Origin of the sequence: Dactylosporangium aurantiacum (genome assembly GCF_000716715.1) — a bacterium.
Lineage (GTDB): Bacteria > Actinomycetota > Actinomycetes > Mycobacteriales > Micromonosporaceae > Dactylosporangium > Dactylosporangium aurantiacum.
In genome coordinates, this window is the sequence record NZ_JNYJ01000056.1 from 35,962 (window position 1) to 55,308 (window position 19,347).

Here is a 19,347-nt window from a genome sequence, read left to right on the forward strand (position 1 = left end):
TCAGTCGCCCAGGGCCTCGTCGAGCTTGGCCTCGTCGCGCATGGTCTCGTCGCGCATGGTCTCGTCGAGCAGGGTCTCGTCGCGCATGGTCTCGTCGAGCATGGTCTCGTCGAGCAGGGCCTCGTTGAGCATGCGCCGGGCGAGGCCGGCGAAGGCCGGGTCGCGCTCGCGGTAGTACGGCAGCGCGACCAGCCCCATGCACAGCACCCAGCCGCGCGCCCGCGCCCACATCGCGTCGTCGGCGCCGACGGCGTCGCGGAACGTGCCGCGGTGCTCGGCGCCCAGCAGCGTCCAGGCGGGCATGACGTCGCAGGCCGGGTCGCCGACCCCGGCGCAGCCGAAGTCGATGACGCCGCTGACCCGCCCGCCGTCGGCCAGCACGTTGCCCGCGTGCAGGTCGCCGTGGCTCCACACCGGCGGCCCCTCCCAGGCGGGTGCGGCGAGCGCGGCCTGCCACAACCGGGTCGCGGCGGCGGTGTCCAGCTCGCCGTGCAGCTGCTCGATCGCGGCGCGGACCGCCGGGTCCCGCTCGGCGAGCGCCCCACCGCGGTAGCCGCGCGGCGCGCCGGTGGGGTCGACGGCCCGCAGCGCGGTGACGAACCCGGCGAGGTCGAGCGCGGCGCGCCGGTCCCTGAACGCCTCGCCGGTCGAGCCGGGCAGCCACCGCCCGACGGTCCACGGGAACGGGTACCCGTGCGCCGGCCCGCCGACCGCGACCGGCGCCGGGACCGGCAGCGGCAGCCGGGGCGCGAGCAGCGGCAGCCAGCGCCGGTCCCGCTCGATCTGCGCCACGCCGCCGGCCCGGCGCGGCAGCCGCACGACGAGGTCGTCGCCGAGGCGGTACATGGCGTTGTCGGTGCCCGGCGTGCCGACCGGTGCCACCGGCCGGTCCGTCCACTGTGGAAACTGCCCGGCCACGAGGCGCCGCACCAGCTCGACGGAGGTCGGCGCGTCGCCGTCACGCATCATCGGAGCCGCTCCTCGATCGTGGTGATGGCCGCGGCACGGTGGTCTTCCCGGCGCCGGGCGCCCCGGTCAGAATGTACCGCCGGACATCCATTGACTTCCTTTCATCTACACAGTTCCATGCGTCTATGCGAAAGTTGATGCGTTTGCTCGCAGCAGCACTGCTCACGGTCGGTGCATCGGCCGGGGCGGTCCTGGTGACCGCCGCACCGGCACACGCGGACGCCTGCTACACCTGGAGCGGCGTCCTGGCCCAGGGATCGTCGGGAGAAGCGGTCCGGCAGCTGCAGATCCGCGTGTCCGGCTATCCCGGCGCAGGCGCGGTCCTCGGACTCGACGGCCAGTACGGGCCCGCGACGAAGGCGGCGGTGGCCCGCTTCCAGGCGGCGTACGGCCTCACCGCCGACGGCGTCGCGGGGTCCGCCACGTTCGCCAAGCTCTACGCCCTGCAGGACGACGACTGCACCCCGGTCAACTTCAGCTACGCCGAGCTCAACAACTGCAACAGCACCTGGGCCGGCGGCAACGTCTCCGCCGCGACCGCCAAGGCCAACGCCCTCGTCACCATGTGGAAGCTGCAGGCGCTCCGGCACGCCCTCGGCGACCAGCCCATCCGGGTCACCAGCGGCTTCCGCAGCGTGTCGTGCAACAACGCGGTGGGCGGCGCCTCGTCCAGCCGCCACCTGTACGGCGACGCCGCCGACCTCGGCGCCGGCTCGCACTCCCTGTGCACCCTCGCCCAGGCGGCCCGCAACCACGGCTTCGCCGGCATCCTCGGCCCCGGCTACCCCGACCACAACGACCACACGCACGTCGACGGCCGCCCGAGCCGCTTCTGGTCCGCTCCCAACTGCGGCGTCGCCAGCCTCACCGGCGGCCTCGACCCCTTGGGCGACAACTAGCGCCCCTGGTACTGCCACTCCGGCGGGCGACCGGCATTGGTTGCCCCGCCCGCCGGTGGGTAGTCCTACCCGCATGAACGAGCAGGTGAAAGACATCATGACCAGCGGCCCGGTCACCATCGACGTCAGCGAGTCCGTGGCCGCCGCGGCCGAGCTCATGCGCGAGGCCGACGTCGGCGCGCTCGTCGTCACCGACACCAGCGGCGTCCGCGGCATCCTGACCGACCGCGACGTCACCGTCCGCGTGGTCGCCGCCGGCTGCGACCCGGCCACCACCGCCGTCGGCGACGTCGTTGCCCCGGACCTCGTCGCCGTCTCGCCCCAGGACGACCTGGACACCGCGGTCGAGCTGATGCGTACCAACGCCCTGCGCCGCCTCCCCGTCCTCGACGGCGAACGCCTCGTCGGCATCGTCTCCCTCGGCGACCTCGCCATCGAACGCGACGCGACGTCCGCCCTCGCCGACATCAGCGCCCAGGCCCCCAACCACTGATTTCCGCGTCGGCGTGTGGCAGACCGCGGCCGGATGGGTACCGGTCCCGTATGAGCCACGAAACCACCGACGAAACCACCGACGAAACCACCGACGAGAACGCCACCATGGGCACCACCGCCACCCCGGGCACCTCAGGCGCCGACGCCATCGACGACCCGGACCGCCCGAACGGCTCCACCGCCGGCGCCGCGACCCCGCTCGGCCTCGGCGGCCAGGCCGACGCACCCGGCCTGCCGTTCGACCACAAACCCGACTCGAGCGACCCCGCCCATGGCCCCCAGATCGCCACCGAACACGGCGAGGGCGGCGACACCTGACCCGACCACCAAGTACCGCCCCTGGCCGGACCGAACAATGCCGCGCCCACGCCGAGGGCGGCGCCTACCCTCCACCCGTGCACGTCAGTCAGTACGCCTACTTCGCGCTGTTCGGCCGCAGCACGCCGGCGGCAGCGATGGCCGCCGTCCTCGGACTCGAACCCGACGAGACCACGGTCCGCGGCAGCCGCATCCCCGAGCCCAAGGCCGTCCCGGTCCGGCACGCGTGGAAGGTCGTCTGCCGCGAACCGGGACTGTGCGTCGACGAGCAGATCGCCCACATCGTGCACCGTCTCGCACCTCACACCCAGGCGATCGCCACCCTGGCGAACCGCTTGGTCACGGAGGGCGAAGGCTGCGGCGCGGTCCTGGAGGTCGTGCGATACTTCAATGGCGAGGGCGGCGGCGACGCCTTCACCGCGGCGCCGGACCTGTTTGGCTGGCACCTCGACCGCGAGGTCCTCGACTTCCTCCACGCCACCGGAGCGGTTCTGGACGTCGACGAGTACGACATGATTCCGGCCCCCGTCACCGACTGACTCTCGCCACCGGCTGGGACTCGCCGCCGACCGGGACTCGCCGCTGGCGCGATCGAGCCGGCACCGTCGAGACGCAGCCCTCCACGCGCCGGCCACGCCGAGCGATGGCGACGACCGCGACCGCGACCATGCGAACCGCGACCCGAGGGCAGCGCGGGCAGGCACTTCACGAGACGTCGCGCCGGCGGTCGATGGGTATCACAGGCGGCCGCCCCAGGCCCGACCGCACCGCGGCGTGGCCGTGTCGGGCTGGTCGGATTGTGCTAGTCGGGACGGCCTCCGGCAATGGCGAGCTGGCTGGGGCCGGTGCGCTGGTTGCGGTGGAGGCCGTGGTGAAGCCTGATCGTGGTGAGCCTGATCGTGGTGAGGCCTGATCGTGTGAAGCCTTATCGTGGTGGTGCCTGGTCGTGGTTGGGAGCCATGGTGAGCCTGATCGTGGTGGCCTGGTTGTGGTGTGCCGCCTGGTCGTGGCGGGGTCCGGCCGAGGCGGTGCTTCGACCGCGTGGCACCCCGGTCGGGGATGGACCCGGGCATGGTGGGGGCGCGTTGTGGCCGAGGCCGCCTCTCCACCGCCGTTGCGCAGGCCGCGCTATGGTCGGGTCGGCGCGTGGTCGGGCCTGTCACCCGCTCGCTGTCGCGTGGACCCGCGGTCTGGCTGGGGCGCGGTGTGATCGGGTCCGTCGTCCGCTCGCCGTCGTGCAGACCGGGTGTGGTCGGGACGGGGTGTGGCCGGGGCGCGGTGTGGTCGGGGCCGTCACCGGCTCGCTGTCGCTAGGCCAGGATGTCGTCCGGTCGGAGCGTGGTCGGGTCCGTCAATCGATGGCCGTCGGAACAGCCTGCGGCAGGGGCCGGTCAGGGCGTGGATGGGTCACGCCGTGGATGGGTCGGTGGGCGGATCAATCTGCGGGTGGGCGGGCCAGGGCGTGGGCGTGTTGGGGCGTGGACGAGTGGGCGGATCGGACGGCGGGTCGATTGGCGGGCGGATCACGGCGCGGGCGGGTCACGGCGCGGGCGGTGGACGGCGCGGGCGGGTCACGGCCCAGGCGGGTCACGGCGCGGGCGGGTCACGGCGCGGGCGGGTCACGGCCCAGGCAGGTCACGGCCCAGGCAGGTCACGGCCCGGGCGGGTCACGGCCCAGGCAGGTCACGGCCCAGGCAGGTCACGGCCCAGGCAGGTCACGGCGCGGGCGGGTCACGGCGCGGGCGGGTCACGGCGCGGGCGGGTCACGGCGTGGATGGATCACGGCGTGGATGGGTCGGTGGGCGGATCAATCTGCGGGCGGGTTGGTCAGGGCGTGGGCGTGTTGGCGGATCGGTCGGCGGGTGGATAGATCGGCAGGCGCACGGATCGGCAGGCGCGTGGGCCACGGGCGGCTAGGTCAGGGGGCGGGTGGGGTGCGGAGCGGGACGACGAGGTAGTGCAGGTCTGGGGACGAGGGGGCGGTGGCCGTGACGGCGGTGGCTCGCATGGCCTCCTGGAAGCGGAGCTGGACCGGGTGGCGGGGGAAGGCGCGCAGGGCGTCGGTGAGCAGGCGGGCCTGGAACGAGCGGGTGGTGGGGCTGCCGTCGACGGTGGCCTTGATGGTCTGCTCCGACTCGCCGGTCAAGGGATCTTCGGCGCGGATGAGCAGGGCGCCCTCGATGGGCTGGAGGGTGACGCGGCCGTGGGGGCCGCCGTAGGTGGCGGCGCGGTCGACGGCTTGGGCGAGGGTGTCGGCGTCGACCTCGACGGTGCAGACCGCGGTGACGTCGAGCAGGCGGGACAGCTGGGCGTCGGGATAGCCGCCGCCGATGGTGGCGGTGATGATGCTGCCGCCGTCCCAGGACAGGGCGAACAGGTCGTCGTCGGCGTGGATGTGGACCGTGGTGACGCGACCGAGGTGCTGGGCGGCGCGGGTCAGCACGGCGGCGGGGATGAGGGCTTCGACCCTTGACGTGCTGGCCGCGCCGCGCCCGGCGGAGTCGGGGGGCGCGGGCTGCCACGGGATGGCGGCGGTGGCCAGGCGGAAGCGGTCCGTCGCGAACAACGTCAGGGCGTCAGCGTGGGTGCGCAGGCGGACGCCGGTGAACATCGGCAGGGCGTGCTCGCGGGACGCGGCGCCCGCGACGGGGACCGCGGCGGCGCGCAGGACCTCGCCCGGGACCGAGCCGAGGAGCGGGGGCAGATCGGCGGCGGGCGGGACGGCGTCGGGGAGGCTGGGCAGGGCGAACCGGGCGCCCGGCACGCGGATGGCCAGGCGGCCGCCCTGCACGGTGAGGCGCGCGTCGGCCGGGTCGAGGGCGGTCAGGGTGTCGGCCAGCCCGCGGCGCGGCACGATGACCTCGCCCGGGGTGTGGACGGTGGCGGGCACGCGCAGGTGGACGGTCACCTCGCCGTCGGTGGCGAGCAGGTGCAGGCCCGTGTCGTCGGCGCGCAGCAGGGCACCGGCGTGGGCGGGGTGCAGGGTCCTGGCGGTGAGCAGCCGGGTCATCAGTGCGGCGGCCGCGGCGAGCCCCGATGCGGTGACGTCCATGCCGCGCAACCTACCGCCAGGGTACGACAAAAAACCGCCTCACCCGATAGCGGTAAAAAACCGACCTTTGCCGCATATCATGATCGCGTGGCGAACACCGCTGTCACGGGGCTGTCGCTGGTCTTCGGCGTCGGCGACCTGTTGTGTGCCCTCGCACTGCGCGACGTGGTGGAGACGATCCGGCCGCTGCCGGTGCAGCCGCTCGCCGGCACCGCCGACGTCCTGCTCGGCGTCAGCGTGATCCGCGGGCTGGCCGTCCCGGTCGTGGACACCGCCCGCCTGCTCGGGGCGGCGGCGGAGGCACCGTGCCGGTTCGTGACGACCCGCACCGAGCAGGGTCCGCTCGCGTACGCCACCGGGCCCGTCCGCGGTGTCCTGCCGGTCGAACCAGACCCCGGCCGGCCGCCACCGCCGATGCTCGCCGCCGCCGCGACCCGGCTCGTGGCCGCGGTCGGCGTGCTGGACTCCAGGCCACTGCTGTTCCTGCGCGGCGCAGGACCGGCGACCGAGCTCAGGGCGGCCCCCGATGCGGCGTGACGACACCATCACGCGCCTGCGCGGGCTGCTGGCGCAGCGGCTCGGCATGACGTTCGACGACACGCGCGACCCGCAGCTCGCCGAGATCCTGCACGCCCGCGCCACCCAGCACGGCCTGTCCGGCCGCGGCTACCTCGACCGGCTCGGCACCGCCTGGAGCAACGAGCTGGCCGCGCTCGCCGAGGCGGTCACCATCAACGAGACGTACTTCTTCCGCAACGTCGAACAGTTCAACGTACTGGCGGAGGTCGTCCTGCCGGAGCGGGTCCGCGCCCGGTCCGCCGAGCGGGTGCTGCGGCTGCTGTCGGTCGGCTGCTCCACCGGCGAAGAGGCGTACACCCTGGCGATGGTCACGGCCGAGCGCGTCGACCCCCGCTGGGACGTGTCGATCACCGGGCTCGACGTGAACCGCGGCGCGCTGCGGGTCGCCGCGGCGGGCCGGTACTCGCGGTGGTCGCTGCGGGAGACCCCGGCCGCCGCGCAGCACCGCTGGTTCCGCACCGTCGCCGAGGGCGTCGAGATCGACGAGCGGCTCCGCGGCCGGGTGCGGTTCCTGGAGTACAACGCCGCCAACGACGACCCGCTGCTGTTCGCCCCCGACACGTACGACGTCGTGTTCTGCCGAAACCTGCTGATGTACCTGACCCCGGCCACGGCCGCCGCCCTGGTCGCCCGGACCACCCGCGCCCTCGCACCCGGCGGCTACCTGTTCCTCGGCCACACCGACACGCTCGGCAGCCGGCCGCCGGCCCTGACGGTCCAGCACAGCCACGGCACGTTCTACTACCAGAAGGGCGTACGACACCAGCAGCCCCCGGAACCGCGGCCCGCGCAGCCCGTCCGCCGGCGCGTCCACCACCAGCCCCGCCAGCGCGACCACGTCCTGCACCTGGTCCAGGAGGAGCGCTTCGGCGACGCCCTCGCGGCCCTCGACGGCATCGGTACCGCCGAAGCCGACCGCCCCGACGTCATGCTCGTGCGCGGCGCGGTCCTGGCCCACCTCGGCGACACCGGACGGGCCGCGGCGGTGTGCCGCCGGCTGCTGGACCGCGACGCGCTCAACCCGGACGCGCACCACCTGCTCGCCGAGTGCCTCGAAGGCGACGGCGAGACCGCCACGGCGCTGGAGCACCACCGGATGGCCGCGCACCTCGACGCCGGCTTCGCCATGCCGCGGCTGCGGCTGGGGCTGATCGCCCGCCGCCGCGGCGACCTGGGCACCGCCGAGCGCGAGCTCGACCGCGCCGTGACCCTGCTGCGGCACGAGAGCGACGAGCGCATCCTGCTGTTCGGCGGCGGCTTCGGCCGGGGCGCCCTCATCGCCCTGTGCCACGCTGAACTGGCCGCCGCCCGATGAGCACCACCGACGCCGCGACCCGCGAGGTCACCGCGAAGCCCGACCAGCAGGCCGCCGGGAAAGCCGACCTGCGGCAGCGCCTGGCGCAGCTGCGCGACTCGTTCGACCGCTCCTTCGCCGACCCGCACCGCGAGCAGGTCACCGGCTTCGACGACCTGCTGGCGGTCCGCGTCGGCGGCCACCGGTACGCGCTGCGCCTCACCCAGGCCGCCGGCCTTTTCCCGGACCGGCCGGTGACCCGGCTGCCCGGCCCCCTGCCGGCCCTGCGCGGCGTGGCGAGCTTCCGCGGCTCGATCGTGCCCGTCTACGACCTCGGCGCCGTCTTCGGCCACCCCGTCCCCGAGACCGCCCGCTGGCTGGTCCTCGCCGCCGGCGAGCCGCCCGTCGCGCTCGCCTTCGAGGAGCTGGACGGGCACCTGCGCGTACCGAGCGACGCCATCGTCGAGGAGTCGACCGGCCACGGTCCCCGGGGCTGCCTGCGTGGCATCGTCCCGCTGGACGGCGGCGCCCGGCCGATCGTGGACGTCCCGGCGGTGCGGGCCGCGATCCGACGACTGACCGGCACCACCGCGGGAGACGGGGAACGATGAGGCGACAACTGACGTTCGGCCGCAAGCTCGTCGGCGGCTTCGCAGCCGTCGTGCTGCTGACGCTGCTGACCGGGGGCGTGACGGTCGGCGCGCTGGACACCGTGGTATCCGGCAAGGATCACGTCATCGACATCGGCGTGCAGGGGCTGGTCGAGGCGCAGCAGCTGCGGGTCGCGGTCGAGACGAAGAGCAGCGCCTCACGCGGGTACCTGCTGACCGGCGACAGCCGGTTCGTCACCGAGATCACCGCCGCCCGGGCCGACTTCAACCGGGCGGTGCAGGTGCTGCGCGACGTCTCCGCCACCCAGCGCGAGCGTGACCTGCTCGCCCTCGCCGTGCAGGCCGAGCAGGGGCACGAGACGGCACTGCAGGCGGTCATGACGCTGCGGCAGGACCCGTCGGTGCCCGCGCAGCGCATCTCCGAGGCGTTCGAGGACACCGTGGTCCCGCAGCGCGAGGCGCTCAACCAGCACATCGCCGCGCTCGCCGCGCTGCTGCGCCAGGACCTGCTGCGGCAGCGGGACGCCTCCTCCGGCACGGCCCGCACGGCGATCATCACGGTGATCGTGATCGCGGTCCTCGCGGTCGCGGCCGGCCTCGTGATCGCCGTGCTGCTCATCCGCACGCTCGGGCGGCAGGTCGCCGGCACCGTCGGGCACATCCAGAGCTCCTCGGCGCAGCTGGAGGCCGCCGCCAGCCAGCAGGCGACGGGCGCCCGCGAACAGGCCACCGCGATGAGCGAGATCACCACGACGATCGAGGAGCTGCTCATCACGTCCCGGCAGATCGCCGAGGGCTCGCAGCGGGTCGCGAAGATCGCCGAGGAGACCGCGACGGCCGCGAGCTCCGGCGACGCGACCATCGAGCAGGCCCGCGACTCGATCACCGCGATCCGCCGGCAGGTCGACCTGATCGTGCAGCACATGCTGGAGCTCGGGCAACGCTCGCAGCAGATCGGCGGCGTCGTCGACCTGGTCTCCGAGCTCGCCGAGCAGACCAACATCCTGGCCATCAACGCCACCATCGAGGCGTCCGGCGCGGGGGAGTGGGGCCGCCGCTTCGCCGTGGTCGCCGACGAGATCCGCAAGCTCGCCGACCGTACCGCCGGATCCGCCAAGGAGATCAGGGCCCTCATCGACGACGTGCGCGGTGCGGTGAACACCACGGTGATGGCGACCGAGACCGGCGCGAAGGCGGTCGACGCGGGCACCAGGCAGTTCAACGCGGTCACCGCGTCGTTCCAGCAGATCGCGGACCTGGTCGCCACCACGACCGAGTCGGCGCGGGAGATCGAGCTGTCCACCAAGCAGCAGACGACCGCGGTCGAGCAGGTCAACGTCGCGGTGACGGACACGGCCCGGGTCACGCAGGAGAGCGAGTCCAGCGCCGTGCAGACCCGCCAGACCGCGACCCACCTCGCCGGGCTGTCCAGTGAGCTGCTCAAGCTGGTCGCCGCGGGCGCCGGACGCCATTGACCGCGCCGACCCCCGCGGTGGCCAGGGACCCGCTGCGGTACTTCCGGATCGAGGCCCGCGAGCTGGTCGACCAGCTCAGCCAGGGCGTGCTCGACCTGACCGGCGACGGTGGGGACGGCGCGGACCGCGAGCCGGTCGCCCGGCTGCTGCGGCACGCGCACACCCTCAAGGGTGCGGCCCGGGTCGTGCGGCAGCGCGACATCGCCGACGCCGCGCACGAGGTGGAGGAGCTGCTCGTCGCGCACCGCGACGGCGCCGTGCCGGTCCCGCCGGAGACGGTCGGCGCGCTGCTCACCCTGACCGACCGGCTGACGATCCTGGTCGGTGCCCTGCGGCCCCCGGGGGCGGACGCGCCGCAGGCCCCGGGGATGGACGCGCCGCAGGCCCCGGAGGCGCCCGCGCCGGCGGCCGCCGCCGAGTCGGCCCCCGCGGCGCCGGTCCGCGGCGACAGCGCCGACATCGACGAGCTGCTCGACGCGGTCGGTGAGGCCCACGCCAGGTTCGCGCCGCTGCGCCGGCAGGTGGCGACCGTCGACCGGGCCCGCCGGGCCGCCGACGCGATCACCGAGCAGCTGCGGATCCGCGGCGGGCACGACGGCGCCGACGGGCGGAGCGCCGCCATGGTGACCCGGCTCGCCGCCGACCTGACCGCCCTCGGCCGGCAGCTGACCGAGACCGTCGAGCAGGTGGAGCGGGAGCTCGACGACATCCGTGGCCGCGCCGAACGGCTCCGGCTGGTGCCGGTGGTGACGGTGCTGACCACCCTGCACCGCGCCGTGTACGACGCCGCGGCCGCCGAGGGCAAGAAGGTCGTCTTCGACAGCGGCGGCGGCGACCTGCGGCTGGACCCGCACGTGCTGAGCCTCGCCGCCGGCGCGCTGCTGCACGTGGTGCGCAACGCCGTCTCGCACGGGGTGGAGACCGAGCCCGAGCGGCTCGCCGCCGGCAAACCGGCCGCCGGGCGCGTCAGCGTCGAGGTCCACCGCCGCGGCACGAACGCCGCGTTCCGGTGCCGCGACGACGGCCGCGGGTTCGACCTGGGCGCCGTGCGCGCGCAGGCGGAGGCCCGGGGACTGGTCACCTCCGGCGCGGAGGCCGACGTGCGGGAGCTGATGCGGCTGCTCATGCACGGCGGGATCAGCACCGCCGGCGAGGTCACCGGCATCTCCGGGCGCGGCATCGGCCTGGACGCGGTCCGCGACGTCGCCGAGCAGCTCGGCGGCGAGGTCAGCGTCAGCACCGACCCGGGCCGCGGCACCACCGTCGAGCTGGTCGTGCCGCTGTCGCTGGTGTCGCTGTCGGGGCTGGTCGTGGAGGCCGCCGGCACCCTCGCGTCGCTGCCGTTGGACACGGTACGCACGTGCGTGCTGCTCGGCGCGGTGGAGGCGGCGGCCGCCGTGGCCGCGGGTGCGCTGGCCCACGACGGGCAGGTCATCGCGTACCTGCCGCTGGCCAGGGTGCTCGTCCCGGCGCAGCGGCAGGCCGCGGCCGGCGGCGCGGTCGCCGTCATCCTCACCGCGGGCGAGCGCACCGTCGCCGTCGGTGTCGACCGGCTGCTTGGCACGTCGGCGCTGGTCGTGCGGCCGCTGCCGGACCTCGCACCGGCCGGTGCCGTCGTCAGCGGGCTGTCCATCGACGCGGAGGGCAACCCGCGCATCGTGCTCGACCCGCACGGGCTGGCCGCCGCGGCCGGCCGGGTCGCCGGCGGCGGCGCCGAGGGCGACGGCACCGAAGCGAGCGCCCCGGCCCGGGACCCGATCCTCGTCGTCGACGACTCGCTCACGACCCGGATGCTGGAGCGCAGCATCCTGGAGTCGGCGGGCTACCAGGTGGAGCTCGCCGCCTCCGCGGAGGAGGCCCTGGAGCGGGTGAAGTCGCGCCGGTACGCGCTGTTCCTGGTCGACATCGACATGCCCGGCATGGACGGCTTCACGTTCGTCACCGTCACCCGCGCGGACCCCGTGCTGCGCGGGACACCTGCGATCCTGGTCAGCTCCCGGGCGTCCGCCGAGGACCGCCGGCGCGGAGCGGAGGCCGGGGCCAGCGCGTACATGGTGAAGTCCGAGTTCGACCAGGAGGAGCTGCTCGGTCACATCCGCGAGCTGGTGGGGGCGCCGTGATCAGGGTCCTGGTGGTCGAGGACTCCGCGACGGTGCGGCAGTGCCTGCGCGAGGCGCTCACCGACCGGCACGGCTTCGAGATCGTCGGCGAGGCCGTCGACGGGGCGCAGGCGGTCGAGCTGTGCCGGCGGCTGCGGCCCGACGTGATCACCATGGACGTGGTGCTGCCGGTGATGAGCGGCCTGGACGCCACCGAGCGGATCATGGCGGCGCAGCCGACGCCGATCCTCGTGGTGTGCTCCGCGTCCCGGCAGGAGCTGTTCACCACCTACGACGCGCTCGCCGCCGGCGCCGTCGACGTGCTGGAGAAGCCGCGCGGCGACGCCTCCGACGACACGTGGGCCGCGCGGCTGCGCACCGCGGTCAAGGTGGTGTCCCGGATCAAGGTGGTGACCCGGCACCGCCCGGCCGCCGCCGGTGCCGCGCCGGTCGCGCCGGCCGCCCGGGTGCGGCACCCGCCGCGGCACCTCGTCGCGATCGGCGCCTCGACCGGCGGCCCCGGTGCCATCGTCACGCTGCTGCGCGGCGTCCCGGCAGGGTTCATGGTGCCGCTGCTGTACGTGCAGCACCTGTCCACGAACGAGTCCTTCGCGCAGGCGTTCACCGGCTGGCTCGCCGAGCAGACCGGGCACGACGTGCGGTACGCCCGCGGCGGGGAGAGCCTGCAGTCCGTCGCCGGGAAGGTCGTCATGGCACCGCCGGACCGGCACCTGACGGTCCGCGGCGGCCACCTGCACCTGAACGCCGGCCCGCCGCGGCACTCCTGCCGGCCGTCGGTCGACGTGCTGTTCGAGTCGGTCGCCGCGGAGGTCGGCGCGGGCGCCACCGGTGTCCTGCTGACCGGCATGGGCCGCGACGGCGCCGAGGGGCTGCTGGCGATGCGCCGGGCCGGCGCCCACACGTACGCGCAGGATCAAGCCAGCTGTGTCGTGTACGGCATGCCGAAGGAGGCGGTGACGCTGCACGCGGCGGTGGAGGTCCTGCCACCGGACCAGATCGCGGCGAGCCTGACGGGGAAGGTCGGATGGCGAGCACTGTCCTGATCGTCGACGACAGCCTGACCGTGCGGATGGACCTCCACGAGGCGTTCGAGGAGGGCGGGTTCCGCACGGTGCTGTGCGCCGGCGGCGCCGAGGCGCGCGCCGCGTTCGACGCCGAACAGTTCGACGTCGCGCTCTTCGACGTGCTGCTGCCCGACGCCGACGGGGTCGAGCTGCTGCGCGAGCTGCGCACCCACCCGCGCCACGCCGGGGTGGTGGCGCTGCTGCTGTCCAGCGAGGCGGAGGTCAGCGACCGGCTGCGGGGACTGCGGCACGGCGCCGACGACTACGTCGGCAAGCCCTACGACGCGCACGCCGTGGTGGCCCGCAGCCGGGAGCTGCTGCGGCAGGGCGCCGAGACGCCCGCGGAACGCTCGGTGCTGGTCATCGACGACAGCCTCACGTTCCGCGAGGAGCTGCGCGGCCTGCTCAACGCCGCCGGCTACGAGGTGCACACCGCCGCCAGCGGCGAGGAGGGGCTGCGGGCCGCCGCCGCCCGCCCGCCGAGCGCCATCATCGTCGACGGGGTGCTGCCCGGCATCGACGGCGCGACCGTGATCCGCCGGGTCCGGCTCGACGCGACCCTGCGCAACGTGCCGTGCCTGCTGCTCACCGCGGCCGACGACTACGCGACCGAGCTGCAGATCCTCGACGCCGGCGCGGACGCCTTCGTGCGCAAGCAGGAGAGCCTCGCCGTGGTGCTGGCGAAGCTCGCCGCGGTGCTGCGCAAGAGCGCCGGCGTGCCGCTGCCGGCCGCCGGCCCGTTCCACGGCCAGGTCAAGGTGCTGCTCGTCGACCCGGACCGGGGGTACCTGGACCGGGCGGCGGAGCAGCTGCGCGAGGAAGGGTACGAGCCGGTCGCCGCGCCCGACGCCGACGACGCCCTCGCCATGCTGGCCGTGCAGCCGGCCGGCTGTGTCGTGCTCGCCGTCGACACCCCCGGCGTGGACGGCTTCGCGCTGTGCTCACGGATCCGGTCGGTGCCCGGTCTGCGGGACATGCCGGTCATCGGCCTCGGCACCGGCGACACGCTGCTGGACTGCCTCGCCGCGGGCGCCGACGACTACGTGCGCCGCGACGACGGCGTCAGCACCCTGCGCGCCCATCTCCGCGCCCACCTCCGCCGCCAGCAGCTGCACGAGCAGAACCGGCGCATCCGCGACGAGCTGATGCGCCGGGAGCTGGAGGCGGCCGAGGAGCGGGCCGCCCGGCAGATCGCCGAGGCCCGCGCCGAGCTCGTCGAGGAGCTGGAGTGGCGCAACCGGGAGCTGGAGGCGTTCAGCGGCTCCGTCTCCCACGACCTGCGCTCGCCGTTGCAGACCATCCTCAGCTTCAGCGAGCTGCTGCTGGAGGAGCGGACCGACCGGGAGCCCGTGGACCTGGTGCTGCGCATCCACAAGGCGGCGCAGCGGATGAACGCGCTCATCGACGCGCTGCTGCAGCTGGCCGGGGCGAACCGCGGCCAGATCCAGCGCACCGAGGTGGACCTCTCCGCGCTCGCCGCCGACGTCGTCGACGAGCTGCGCCAGCGGGACCCGGACCGGGACGTGGAGGTCGCCGTCGAGGCCGGGATGCGGGCGCGGTGCGACGGGGAGCTGGTCCGCGCGGTGCTGATCAACCTGGTCGGCAACGCCTGGAAGTTCACCGGCCGCGCCGCGTCGCCGCGGATCGAGATCGGCCGGTCGCGCTCGGCGTTCTACGTCCGCGACAACGGCGCGGGCTTCCCCACCGAGCGCGCCGACCAGCTGTTCCGCCCGTTCGGCCGGCTGCACGACAACAGCGACTTCCCCGGCACCGGCATCGGCCTGACCACCGTGCAGCGCATCGTGGACCGCCACGGCGGCCGCGTCTGGGCGCACAGCGAGCCGGGCCGCGGCGCCACCTTTTCCTTCACCCTGCCGGACCCCTGAGGCGCTACAGCAGGCGGGTGAGGAACGCGGTGAGCTTGTCGCGGGTGCGCTCGACCTGCTCCTCGACCGTCAGGGTCTCCTTGAGGCGGGTGCCGGTGTCGGGGGTCTTGCGGCCGCGCACGTAGAGCGAGCAGGCGAGGTCGGTGCAGATGTACGCGCCGACCGAGTCGCCCCGCCGCCCGGCCTCCCCGGCGCGCCGGCCGGTCATCAGCGACACGCCGTTGCCGCCGTGCGTGGTCAGGCACAGCGAGCACATGTTGCGGTGCAGGAAGCCGCGCTGCTGGGCGGCCAGCCGCAGCGTCACGCCGACGACGCCGTCCTCGCCGCCGTCCGCGCCACCGGCGGCGGGCCACGGGGCAACCAGGTACGCCCGGTCGGGGGCGCCCGGGTCGCGCCAGCCGAGGAAGTCGAGGTCGGGCCACGGCCGCTCGGCCAGGTCGCGGGGCAGGGCCAGGCGCTTGGCCTCGCCCTTGGAACAGTTGACGAACGACGTGCGGATGTCGGTCTCGCTCAGAGGTCTCACGGCGCCGACGGTACCGATGCCTAATATCCCTAGGCAACTGACTATTGTGCCTAGCATGAGACGTGCGGGACTGACGGCCGACCTCGTGACGCGGGTCGCCGCGGACCTGGCCGACGAGGTGGGCCTCGACGCGGTGACGGTGTCCGCCGTCGCGCGGCACTTCGGGGTCAAGGACGCCAGCCTCTACTCGCACGTGCGCGGCATCGCCGACCTGCGCGCGCGGGTGGCGCTGCTGGCCGCCGCCGAGTTCGCCGACCTGCTCGGTCCGGCGGTCGCCGGCCGGTCCGGCCGCGACGCCCTGGTCGCGTTCGCCGACGCGTACCGCGGCTACGCCCGCGCCCACCCCGGCCGGTACGCGGCGATGCAGCAGCCGGTCGACCCTGACGTGGTGGCCGGCGCCGCCGGGTCGCGGCGCGGGATCGAGCTGACCTACGGGATGCTGCGCGGCTACGGCCTCGACGAGCCCGACGCCACCGACGCGGTGCGGCTGCTGCGCAGCACCCTGCACGGCTTCGTCGACCTCGAGCGGCGCGGCGGCTTCAACGACCCGCGCGACGTGGAGGCCTCCTGGGGGTGCGCGGTGGCCGCGCTGCACCTCCTGCTGTCCCGCTGGCGGGAAGCGCTCTCAGCGTAAAACCGCAGGTGGAAGGCACGCGAGAGAGCGCTCTCAGAAGTTGACCATTGACAATGGTCAGCGCGGGTGGCCAAAATCACCAGGACCCCAGGAAGCCGCCACTTCTGAACGGAGTCCCGCCCGATGCGCCTTACCCGAGGCCGACCCTGGTTCGCTGGTGCCGCCGCGCTCGCGCTCGTGAGCACCGCGGTCACCTTCCTCGCCCTGCAGAGCGCCGACGCCGCCACCCTCGGCTCCGGCAGCTACGCCACCACCCGCCCCGCCGGTCAGGCCCCGCCGGCCGGCTGCGGATCGATCGGCACGAACCCCCGCCAGTGGGTCACCGCCAACGCCCCCGCCGGCGCGGTGCCCACCAACGACTGGTGGTCCTCGCTGCTGTGGAAGAAGTTCAACTGCGCCTACTCCGAGCCGCTCGTGGCGCACCCCATGGCCTTCAAGCCGGCGAACGACGGCCTCGGCGTCAGCTACACCACCGAGGCGTCGATCTCCGGCAGCGCGACCGGCGTGGGGGAGTACCACTTCCCGTACACCACCGAGTTCACCCTGGGCGTGACCGGTCTCAACTCGCCCGACACCAAGGTCGACGGCTGGACCGACTGGACCGTCACCCCGTACTGGTCCGACGGCGCCCGCACGCTGCGCGCCACGATCGGGCACGGCCTGCCGTTCGTGTACGCCCGCACCAGCGGCGGCAGCGCGCAGCTGACCTTCGGCGGCCCGCCGACCGTGTGGACCAACAGCGGCGCCCGCATCGGCTTCACCGTCCGCGGCCACGACTACGTCGCCTACGCCCCGACCGGCGCCACCTGGACGGTCAGCGGCAGCACCATCACCTCGACCCTCGCGGGCAAGGACTACTACTCGGTGGCGCTGTTGCCGACGACCCCGTCCACGCCCGCCGCCGACCGCACCGCGCTGGCCAACACGTACGGCACCTACGCCCACAACCACGTGACCAACACCAGGGTCAGCTGGGCGTACAACGCCGCGACGAGCAGCGTGAACGCGACCTACGCGTTCACCACCACCGCCCGTGAGGGCAGCGGCACCGGCACCGTCGTGTCGCTCTACCCGCACCAGTGGAAGAGCCTCACCGGCGCCACCCCGATCGCGCAGACCTACGTCTCGGCGCGCGGCGCGATGAAGAACCTCACCGGCGTGTCGTCGTTCACGACCCGTATGAAGTACCAGGGGGTCCTGCCGGAGATCCCGGCCGTCGCCGACAGCAGCGGCGCCGACCTCGCCACCCTCGGCGGCTACCTCGATCAGGCCGCGTCCGGTGACCCGCTCGCCGCGTTCGGCGACGACACCTACTGGACCGGCAAGGGCCTCGGCCGCGCCGCCCGCCTCGCCGAGATCGCCGACCAGCTCGGCCGCACGGCCCAGCGCGACGCGCTGCTCAACGCGATCCGCACCCGGCTCACCAACTGGCTCACCGCCAGCTCCGGGGAGGCGAACCGGCTGTTCGTGTACGACGCCAACTGGGGCACCCTGATCGGCTACCCCGCCTCGTACGGCTCGGACAGCGAGCTCAACGACCACCACTTCCACTACGGCTACTTCATCGCCGCCGCCGCGACCCTGGCGAAGTTCGACCCGGCCTGGGCCGCCAGCAACGCCTACGGCAGCATGGTGAACCTGCTCATCCGCGACGCCAACAACCCCGACCGCAGCGACACGATGTTCCCGTTCCTGCGGGACTTCGACATCTACGCGGGTCACGACTGGGCCTCCGGGCACGGGGCGTTCTTCGCCGGCAACAACCAGGAGTCGTCGTCGGAGGGCATGAACTTCGCCAACGCCCTGATCCAGTGGGGTCAGGCGACCGGCAACACCGCGATCCGCGACGCCGGCCTGTTCATCTACACCACGCAGGCGCAGGCGATCCAGGAGTACTGGTTCGACTCGTCCAACCAGAACTTCCCCAGCACGTTCGCGCACAACACCGTCGGCATGGTCTGGGGTGACGGCGGCGCCTACGCCACCTGGTTCTCCGCCGACCCGGAGATGATCCAGGGCATCAACATGCTGCCGATCACCGGCGGCTCGCTGTACCTGGGCTACAAGCCGGCCTACAACACCACCAACTGGAACGAGCTGGTCACCAACAACGGCGGTCCGCCGACCGTCTGGCAGGACGTGCTGTGGTCCTTCCAGGCCCTCGGCGACGGCGACACCGCACTGGCGAACTTCCGGGCCAACTCCGGCTACACCCCGGAGGAGGGCGAGAGCAAGGCCCACACGTTCCACTGGCTGCGCAACCTCGCCGCGCTCGGCCAGGTCGACACGACGGTCACCGCGAACACGCCGCTGTACGCGGTGTTCAGCAAGAACGGCGCGAAGACGTACGTGGCGTCGAACCTGACCGGCTCGCCGCTGACCGTCACGTTCTCCGACGGCCGGACGCTGACCGTGCCCGCCGGCAAGACCGCGACGACCGGCGCCTACACCTGGGTCGGTGGCGGCGGGATCAGCAACCCGCCGACGTCGCAGCCGCCCACGTCGCAGCCGCCGACGTCCAACCCGCCGTCCTCGCAGCCGCCGTCGTCGCCCCCGCCGTCCAACCCGCCGGTCGGATCGAACCTGTTCTACCTGCGCAGCGGGCCGGCGCTGAGCACGACCGCCGGCACCTCGGCGGGCACCCAGACGGTCAGCGCCGCCAACGGCAACTACGACGGCACGCCGCACAACCCGGTCACCTACCGGACCTGCGGCATCACCGGCTCGCCGAACGGCGCCGCGACGGCCTTCTCGCTGCACGTCGACGCCGCGAACACGGTCGGGCAGGGCATCCAGGTCCGGGTGTCGTACGACTTCACCGGCGGCGGCAGCTACGGGCGGGTCGAGACCTACCGGTACTTCGCCACCGACCCGGTCGTGGGCACGGAGCAGTACACGCAGGCGGTCGGCCTCGCCTCGTCCAGCGGCAGCCTCGCCGCGATGAGCAACGGCTGCGTGCGCGTGGAGGTCTGGAACGCCATCGGCAACGCCGACACCACGGTCCGCATCGACGCCTCCGCCGCCAACGGCCGGCAGTCGACGCTGACCATCCCCTACACCGTCTGACCGTTCGCACGCGACGGGCGGGTCTCCGATCACGGAGGCCCGCCCGTTCGTCGTCCGGCGGGCCGTCCCGCCGGCTCGTCATGACCGGTCGAGGGCTGCGCTGCCTGGCGGTTACGGTCTCAGGCCGCCGGGCGTCCCGCCACCCCGCCGTGAGTCAGTGCCGGCCTGCCATCTCTCAGGCCGACCGGCACCGCTGCTGGGTGGAGCTGTGCGGTTGTCAGTTCGCGGTGAGCTGGGTGGCGGAGGCGAAGGCGGTGTCGAGTTGGGCGCGCAGGGCGTCGATCTGGCTGAACTCGGTGGCGCTGTAGGACTCCTGGCCTTCGGCGGCGAAGACGTGGTCGGTCTCGGCGGCGGAGTGGTCG

General features: G+C 73.9%; 16 protein-coding genes. 13 read left to right on the top strand and 3 right to left on the bottom strand.

Annotated features, from left to right (window positions below; all coding sequences use genetic code 11):
• Positions 1-969 carry an aminoglycoside phosphotransferase family protein gene (locus OP18_RS43310; protein ID WP_063745748.1) on the bottom strand — a complete coding sequence of 323 codons (969 nt, stop codon included), beginning with the start codon at positions 967-969 and terminating at the stop codon, positions 1-3.
• A 137-nt stretch (positions 970-1,106) separates the two neighbouring features.
• On the opposite strand from OP18_RS43310, the gene OP18_RS43315 reads away from it, so the two are divergent.
• The 4 genes from OP18_RS43315 (at position 1,107) to OP18_RS43330 (ending at position 3,220) form a co-directional block, all read left to right on the top strand.
• Positions 1,107-1,868: a D-Ala-D-Ala carboxypeptidase family metallohydrolase gene (locus tag OP18_RS43315; protein WP_052388208.1), complete on the top strand. Its 762-nt coding sequence runs from the start codon at positions 1,107-1,109 to the stop codon at positions 1,866-1,868.
• Positions 1,869-1,941: 73 nt separating this feature from the next.
• Positions 1,942-2,361: a CBS domain-containing protein gene (locus tag OP18_RS43320; RefSeq protein WP_033365150.1), complete on the top strand. Its 420-nt coding sequence runs from the start codon at positions 1,942-1,944 to the stop codon at positions 2,359-2,361.
• Between the two features lie 50 nt (positions 2,362-2,411).
• Positions 2,412-2,681 (top strand): hypothetical protein, encoded by a 270-nt coding sequence (locus tag OP18_RS43325; protein ID WP_033365151.1) that lies wholly within the window; start codon positions 2,412-2,414, stop codon positions 2,679-2,681.
• 77 nt (positions 2,682-2,758) lie between these two features.
• Positions 2,759-3,220 (top strand): DUF4279 domain-containing protein, encoded by a 462-nt coding sequence (locus OP18_RS43330; protein ID WP_033365152.1) that lies wholly within the window; start codon positions 2,759-2,761, stop codon positions 3,218-3,220.
• 1,379 nt (positions 3,221-4,599) lie between these two features.
• Here OP18_RS43330 and OP18_RS43335 read toward each other — a convergent pair.
• Positions 4,600-5,733: a DNA polymerase III subunit beta gene (locus tag OP18_RS43335; protein ID WP_033365153.1), complete on the bottom strand. Its 1,134-nt coding sequence runs from the start codon at positions 5,731-5,733 to the stop codon at positions 4,600-4,602.
• Between the two features lie 87 nt (positions 5,734-5,820).
• Between OP18_RS43335 and OP18_RS43340 the strand changes: the two genes are divergently transcribed.
• From OP18_RS43340 to OP18_RS43370, 7 genes are read left to right on the top strand one after another with little or no spacing between them, the layout of a single operon-like run.
• On the top strand, positions 5,821-6,270 hold the full coding sequence (locus OP18_RS43340) for a chemotaxis protein CheW (protein WP_052388205.1): 450 nt from the start codon (positions 5,821-5,823) through the stop codon (positions 6,268-6,270).
• Entirely contained in the window at positions 6,260-7,627 is a 1,368-nt protein-coding gene (locus tag OP18_RS43345) for a CheR family methyltransferase (protein WP_033365154.1), read from the top strand. Before OP18_RS43340 ends, OP18_RS43345 begins: the two co-directional genes overlap by 11 nt.
• The gene (locus OP18_RS43350) at positions 7,624-8,217 is read left to right on the top strand and encodes a chemotaxis protein CheW (protein ID WP_081971606.1); all 594 of its coding nucleotides are present in this window, start codon (positions 7,624-7,626) and stop codon (positions 8,215-8,217) included. Before OP18_RS43345 ends, OP18_RS43350 begins: the two co-directional genes overlap by 4 nt.
• On the top strand, positions 8,214-9,692 hold the full coding sequence (locus tag OP18_RS43355) for a HAMP domain-containing methyl-accepting chemotaxis protein (RefSeq protein WP_033365155.1): 1,479 nt from the start codon (positions 8,214-8,216) through the stop codon (positions 9,690-9,692). The genes OP18_RS43350 and OP18_RS43355 overlap by 4 nt, the downstream gene beginning before the upstream one ends.
• On the top strand, positions 9,689-11,812 hold the full coding sequence (locus OP18_RS43360) for a hybrid sensor histidine kinase/response regulator (RefSeq protein WP_245635733.1): 2,124 nt from the start codon (positions 9,689-9,691) through the stop codon (positions 11,810-11,812). The genes OP18_RS43355 and OP18_RS43360 overlap by 4 nt, the downstream gene beginning before the upstream one ends.
• Positions 11,809-12,855: a chemotaxis-specific protein-glutamate methyltransferase CheB gene (cheB, locus tag OP18_RS43365; protein WP_033365157.1), complete on the top strand. Its 1,047-nt coding sequence runs from the start codon at positions 11,809-11,811 to the stop codon at positions 12,853-12,855. Before OP18_RS43360 ends, cheB begins: the two co-directional genes overlap by 4 nt.
• Positions 12,837-14,762, top strand: coding sequence for a response regulator (locus OP18_RS43370; RefSeq protein WP_033365158.1), 1,926 nt, complete (start codon positions 12,837-12,839; stop codon positions 14,760-14,762). The genes cheB and OP18_RS43370 overlap by 19 nt, the downstream gene beginning before the upstream one ends.
• Positions 14,763-14,766: 4 nt before the next feature.
• On the opposite strand, the gene OP18_RS43375 is transcribed toward OP18_RS43370, so the two are convergent.
• A complete protein-coding gene (locus OP18_RS43375) occupies positions 14,767-15,285 on the bottom strand; it encodes an FBP domain-containing protein (RefSeq protein WP_033365159.1) in 519 nt (172 codons plus the stop codon).
• 55 nt (positions 15,286-15,340) lie between these two features.
• Between OP18_RS43375 and OP18_RS43380 the strand changes: the two genes are divergently transcribed.
• A complete protein-coding gene (locus OP18_RS43380) occupies positions 15,341-15,919 on the top strand; it encodes a TetR/AcrR family transcriptional regulator (RefSeq protein WP_033365160.1) in 579 nt (192 codons plus the stop codon).
• Positions 15,920-16,096: 177 nt separating this feature from the next.
• Positions 16,097-18,985, top strand: a complete 2,889-nt coding sequence (locus tag OP18_RS51650) for a glycosyl hydrolase (protein WP_245635734.1) — start codon at positions 16,097-16,099, stop codon at positions 18,983-18,985.
• Positions 18,986-19,347 lie beyond the last annotated feature (362 nt).

Bases quoted from the DNA above. Each gene is read 5' to 3' on its own strand.
- OP18_RS43310 (WP_063745748.1), bottom strand. From the start codon at position 969: ATGATGCGTGACGGCGACGCGCCGACCTCCGTCGAGCTGGTGCGGCGC.
- OP18_RS43315 (WP_052388208.1), top strand. From the start codon at position 1,107: ATGCGTTTGCTCGCAGCAGCACTGCTCACGGTCGGTGCATCGGCCGGG.
- OP18_RS43320 (WP_033365150.1), top strand. From the start codon at position 1,942: ATGAACGAGCAGGTGAAAGACATCATGACCAGCGGCCCGGTCACCATC.
- OP18_RS43325 (WP_033365151.1), top strand. From the start codon at position 2,412: ATGAGCCACGAAACCACCGACGAAACCACCGACGAAACCACCGACGAG.
- OP18_RS43335 (WP_033365153.1), bottom strand. From the start codon at position 5,733: ATGGACGTCACCGCATCGGGGCTCGCCGCGGCCGCCGCACTGATGACC.
- OP18_RS43345 (WP_033365154.1), top strand. From the start codon at position 6,260: ATGCGGCGTGACGACACCATCACGCGCCTGCGCGGGCTGCTGGCGCAG.
- OP18_RS43350 (WP_081971606.1), top strand. From the start codon at position 7,624: ATGAGCACCACCGACGCCGCGACCCGCGAGGTCACCGCGAAGCCCGAC.
- OP18_RS43355 (WP_033365155.1), top strand. From the start codon at position 8,214: ATGAGGCGACAACTGACGTTCGGCCGCAAGCTCGTCGGCGGCTTCGCA.
- OP18_RS43370 (WP_033365158.1), top strand. From the start codon at position 12,837: ATGGCGAGCACTGTCCTGATCGTCGACGACAGCCTGACCGTGCGGATG.
- OP18_RS43380 (WP_033365160.1), top strand. From the start codon at position 15,341: ATGAGACGTGCGGGACTGACGGCCGACCTCGTGACGCGGGTCGCCGCG.